The 5,006-nt window shown below is 41.2% G+C and carries 4 protein-coding genes, 1 tRNA gene and 2 pseudogenes; 4 read left to right on the top strand and 3 right to left on the bottom strand.

The genetic code is table 11. From position 1 onward, the window contains the following. Nucleotides 1–129, bottom strand: a pseudogene (locus A1019T_RS10105) (IS982 family transposase); the annotation flags it as partial. Between the two features lie 255 nt (nucleotides 130–384). Between A1019T_RS10105 and A1019T_RS10100 the strand changes: the two are divergent. Together A1019T_RS10100 and A1019T_RS10095 are read left to right on the top strand one after the other, a co-directional pair. Beyond that, entirely contained in the window at nucleotides 385–873 is a 489-nt protein-coding gene (locus tag A1019T_RS10100; RefSeq protein ID WP_077451535.1) for a MaoC family dehydratase, read from the top strand. A 2-nt stretch (nucleotides 874–875) separates the two neighbouring features. Then, nucleotides 876–1,943 (top strand): ribonuclease Z, encoded by a 1,068-nt coding sequence (locus A1019T_RS10095; RefSeq protein WP_077451534.1) that lies wholly within the window; start codon nucleotides 876–878, stop codon nucleotides 1,941–1,943. Here A1019T_RS10095 and A1019T_RS10090 read toward each other — a convergent pair. Next, complete coding sequence (locus A1019T_RS10090; protein ID WP_077451533.1) at nucleotides 1,940–2,827, bottom strand: ATP-binding protein; 888 nt, start codon at nucleotides 2,825–2,827, stop codon at nucleotides 1,940–1,942. The two genes, A1019T_RS10095 and A1019T_RS10090, sit on opposite strands and share 4 nt — an antisense overlap. Nucleotides 2,828–3,047: 220 nt before the next feature. Between A1019T_RS10090 and A1019T_RS10085 the strand changes: the two genes are divergently transcribed. Then, nucleotides 3,048–4,028, top strand: a complete 981-nt coding sequence (locus A1019T_RS10085; protein ID WP_167366865.1) for a protein kinase domain-containing protein — start codon at nucleotides 3,048–3,050, stop codon at nucleotides 4,026–4,028. Between the two features lie 401 nt (nucleotides 4,029–4,429). Here A1019T_RS10085 and A1019T_RS10080 read toward each other — a convergent pair. After that, nucleotides 4,430–4,514, bottom strand: a tRNA-Leu gene (locus A1019T_RS10080). 230 nt (nucleotides 4,515–4,744) lie between these two features. Between A1019T_RS10080 and A1019T_RS10075 the strand changes: the two are divergent. Beyond that, nucleotides 4,745–5,006, top strand: a pseudogene (locus A1019T_RS10075) (RNA-guided endonuclease InsQ/TnpB family protein); the annotation flags it as partial.

Genomic DNA, 5,006 nt, shown 5'->3' with positions numbered 1-5,006 from the left:
CTCTGGTACACTTATCTTGCATGCTCTTAATCGCTTTGTCCCATTTTCGATCAGCTGACGTTCAAATTCTGGTTTGAATGCTTGGTAAAAGTCGTCAATGTGGCAGTATAATTCGGTTAGGTTGTCCATGTAAGAAGTCCTTTTTGTTGAGTTTTTATTAGTACATTAACTTTAACAATTTTGGACTTCTTTTTTTGCTTTTTTTTGACCTGCTTATCCCGAACTCAGGTTAACGTAGGGTTCTTTGTTATATTAAATGGCAAATAATAAGTCATTTTTCAGTGACCATAGATCAATAAGACGCAAATAATAAACAAGTCATAGGCTATAGGGTTCTTAGAATAAATACCATAATTAATAAATACCACAATTAAAGGTTCGTAGATGAAGCAATTATATTTAGAAGACGTAAAGGTCGGTGACAAATGGAAAAGCCGTACTGAAACAATAAGCATAGAAGAGATTAAAGAGTTTGCGGCAAGTTATGATCCACAGCCGTATCATATGGATGAAACCAGAGCTAAAGATACTTTTTTTGGTCAATTGGTGGCGAGTGGTTGGCAAACCGCCGGTATTACCATGCGCTTAATGGTTGAATCTATTCCGATGGCAAGCGGATTAATAGGCGCAAGTGCCCAGATTAAATGGCCTACACCTACCTATCCTAACGATACATTGCGTATTGAAGCCGAGGTTATTGAGGTCAAAGAATCAAAGTCTAAATCGGACCGTGGTATAGTGACTGTAGAAGTCAAAACCCTTAATCAGCATAATGAAGTGGTGCAGTTGTTTATCTGCAATATGCTAACGTTGAGTCGTTCTTCTGGAATACCGCCGTTAAATAATGAGCGTTTATTAGGTAGCCAAAAATAACCATGTTACACCTTACCTTTTTGGGCACATCAGCTGGCGTACCGACTAAGAAACGCAATGTCACAGCGCTAGCTATTGAGTGCCTAAATCCTTTTGGTTCAGCCGGCAATCCAGCTAGCAAGAAAAACAAGCCTTGGGTTTTGGTGGATTGTGGGGAAGCTACCCAACACCAGCTGTTAAAAACCAACATTAGCAGCCATCAGTTAGCAGTGATTTGTATTACCCATGTGCATGGGGACCACTGTTATGGGTTGCCAGGGCTTCTCGCTAGCATGGCAATGTCAGGGCGCAAAGAGTCTTTAACTATTATTGCGCCTCAGGCCATTAAGCAATTTTTAGAGGCAGTTAAGGCAAACACTGAGCTGTATTTTCCCTTTGAGGTTGAATTTATCACCATTGAGAGCTTATTTGAGACTACAGAGCTTGCACAATCACATACGGTATCTGTGCCGTTATCAACCACACATCAGCTGGATATTGAGGTTATTAAGTTATCCCATCGGGTAGAGTCGTACGCTTTTAAAATTACCCAAACTGTGCAGACCATTAAGTTGAATATTGAAAAGCTGAAAGCGGAGGGTGTTGAGCCTACTGCTGCATGGGGTAGGCTTCAAGCCGGAGAAGATGTGACTTTACCCGATGGCAGTCAACTGAAATCATTGGATTATACGCAGCGAGTGGCTCAGGTGCTTAAAGTAATTGTGGCCGGTGATAACGATAATCCACAGCTGTTGAGCGAGGCGGCCAAAGACGTAGACTTACTGGTGTATGAAGCCACATATACTCAGGCAGTGGCTGATAAAATAATGTCACGAGAAGACGCCTTCGATCCGATGCATACCACGGCCAAGCGGATTGCAAGCTTTGCGCATTCCGCCCAATTAAATAATTTAATACTGACTCACTTTAGTGCCCGCTATCAGCCTTACGATGACCCTGAATCTAAAACACCAAATATGGCTGATATCCGCTTAGAGGTGGAGCAGTATTATCATGGGAATCTGTGGCTGGCTCGTGACTTTATGCGCTTTGAGGTGACTCATAAAGCGGTAAATCAGTTACCCAACTAGCTTTCTTGGCTTAATAACTGTTGGCCCACCCAGTGTCTGGCAAATTGATAAGCCACACGGCCAGAACGGCCACCACGGCTAGAAGACCAAAGTAGGGCTTCGTGACGTATCTTATCGCTCCATTCAATACCTTCAGCTTGCAGATAATGGGTAACGATATTTAAATAAGTCTCTTGATTCATTGGATAGAATGACAGCCACAGTCCAAAACGATCCGATAACGACACAGTCTCATCAATAGTTTCATAAGGGTTAACCTCATCGGTCTGACCGTCATAAATACTGACGTTGTCTTTCATTAGCTGAGGCAATAAATGACGACGGTTACTGGTGGCATAGACCAGCAGCTTATCTTGTTCTGAGTCAAGAGCTCCATCCAACACACTTTTTAGGGTGCGGTAGTTCTCATCTTGGCCATTAAATGCCAAGTCATCGCAATAGACGATATAGCGACATGAAGTGTCTTCTGGTAACTCATTAATGGCGTCTCGAATCTTATCTAGCATTTGTAGGTCATCGCGCGATACTTCAATCATGCGTAGGCCTTGGTCTTTAAACTCGTTCAATAATGCTCGGATGATAGAAGATTTACCGGCCCCTCGCGTTCCAGTCATTAACACATGGTTAGCAGGGTAGCCGGCCAAAAATTGCTTAGTATTTTGGACTATTTTTTGTTTTTGAGTATCAATACCGATCAGGTCATCAAGCGCTAAAGCAGAGCTAACTTTAATCGGCTCAAGTCTGCCTTTAATGCCACCAACCCAGCGATAGGCTAATTGACTAGGGTCTATCTTAAGAGGAGGGGTGATGTTTTGTTTTAGGAACTCAGCCAATAAGTGAGCTAGATTATCATCTAAGGTAAGCTTGTTTACAGAATTTGCCATGCTGACTCAGCCCTATCAGGTTATGATTATAAATAAGAAATAATAGAGTCAAAAATAGTGCCAGTAAAGCCCACTGAATGCAAGCCATAGCCTACTTTATGACTCCTAACTTAGCCCTTTATTAGATACTGTCTACTGAGCTGTCTTTAACCCATCACTCTTAACTGCGAAAACTATGTCTAATCTGCAACACACAATGCAAAATGCTAGGCAATATATCATGGAAGATTCTAGGCAAGACATCAGGCACCAAATGATAAGGCAGCGGGTTGACTCTCAGCTTGCCCAGCAAGGGTATACTTCCTGTAAGGCACTGCGTTTAAGTTACGAAGTAAATGAAAATCAAGTTAGCTATCAAGGCATTACTAAAGCAGAGCATGAAAATGTTGCCTATATTCTTAAATGGCAATTGCAGCCAACGGCTAAAAGCTATAATTCAAGCTTAGACGCTGAAATTGCCAATATAAAACAGCTTCAGCAGCAGTGGTGGGAACAGTCCCAAAAATCGTTTCTAGATTTGATACAGTATCAGTTTATAACAGTAAGCACCATTGAGATACAGGGCGAGCTGTGGCAGCTAACTGGCTTAGTCATGCCTTATTTTCATCCAGGTAGTCTTAAGTGCTATCTGCATGGTTCTTCATTATCTAAGCCACAAAAGCCACAAAAACTACAATTGGCGCTTACCTTGGCAAAGTGTGTGCAGCAGCTACACCAAATAGGCTGGGTGCATGGGGATATTAAGCCCAGTAACTTTCTTTTGGCCTCATCGCAGGTGCATTTAAATGACTGGGCCTGTGCGCAGCCGGTATTGAAAGATTTTGGAGTAAATGAAACCCAGTCAAAATCTAGAGTGCAGGGGACGCCGGCCTATTTAGCACCAGAATGTTGGCAAGGAGAACCAATAACTGTGCAAAGTGATCTATATGCTTTTGGCATAACCTTGTTTGAACTATTGGTAGGGCAAAAGCCTTATCAGTTGCAACAGAAGGAGTTGGATAAGCAGAAATTGTCATCTCAATGGGCAAGACTACATTGTCAACAGCCGATACCTTTATTACCCCAACAGTGGTCTTCGTTGCAGCGGGTCATTGATAAACTTTTAGCAAAACAGACGCGAAATCGTTTCGAGAAAATGGAAACGGTCATTCAGCAACTACAACAAGTTATTAAAACATCTGCTGAATTTAGACTATACTAGCAGCCATCATCTCTGGCTTTTGCCAATTAATATTAATAAAACGATATAAAAGGTTAGGACTATGTTTCTTGTAATCCAAAATGATACGATAAACTTGAGTGATGTGAGCAGAATATCTAGAGATTCTAATACCATTAAGGTTTATTTCATCAGCCAATCGAATTCAGTCGAATATCACTATGACACTGAAAATGACGCTTCTGAGGTTGAGTATAAGATATTCAGAAACTTAGAAGAGAAAAGGCTGATTGTGTAAGCTAAATATATTTAAATCTCTAAAGAGGTCTTATAGAGTGAGTCTTGGTGTTGATTAAGCAATAGCTGTGCAAATAAGATAGGCAATAAAAAACCCGCTATAAGCGGGTTTTAGTATTAGGTTGAGAGTAACTAACCGCATAAAATGGTGGGGATGGAGAGACTCGAACTCTCACACCTCTCGGCGCCAGAACCTAAATCTGGTGCGTCTACCAATTCCGCCACATCCCCATTTTGTTCTACACATACAATTAATGTGTACTGGGCTAGTGCTTCTCAGTGGTTGACTATTATATAGATTTTAAATAAGTTGGCAAGCCCTTTTTTTAAATTTTTCTATTTTTTTATCACCAGTCGCCGTAAAACCACCCACTTCAGGGGGTGGATATAAGGCGACACACACTGTCGTAAGAAGTCGTTAAAGGGTTGTAAGTCAAAATTAAACTTGCCATACTAAAGGCATGAAAACCCTCAAACTACGCATTAAAGACAAGTACATAAAAGAGCTGAATCAGCTAAGCGGTTCAGTGAACTTCGTGTGGAACTATGTCAATGCACTTTGCTTTGAGCATCTAAAACGTACCGGTAGGTTTTTTAGTGCTTATGATTTAAATCAGTACACCAAAGGTAGCGGTGAGTATTTAGGATTACACAGTCAGACCTTACAGGCTATCAATGAGACACACGCTAAATCACGTAAACAATTTAAAAAAGCCAAACTTA

Source organism: Psychrobacter piechaudii, from assembly GCF_900162825.1.
In the GTDB taxonomy this organism is placed as follows: Bacteria; Pseudomonadota; Gammaproteobacteria; order Pseudomonadales; family Moraxellaceae; genus Psychrobacter; species Psychrobacter piechaudii.
The sequence above is the reverse complement of the archived record's forward strand: the minus strand, read 5'-3'. Positions and strand labels throughout refer to the sequence as shown.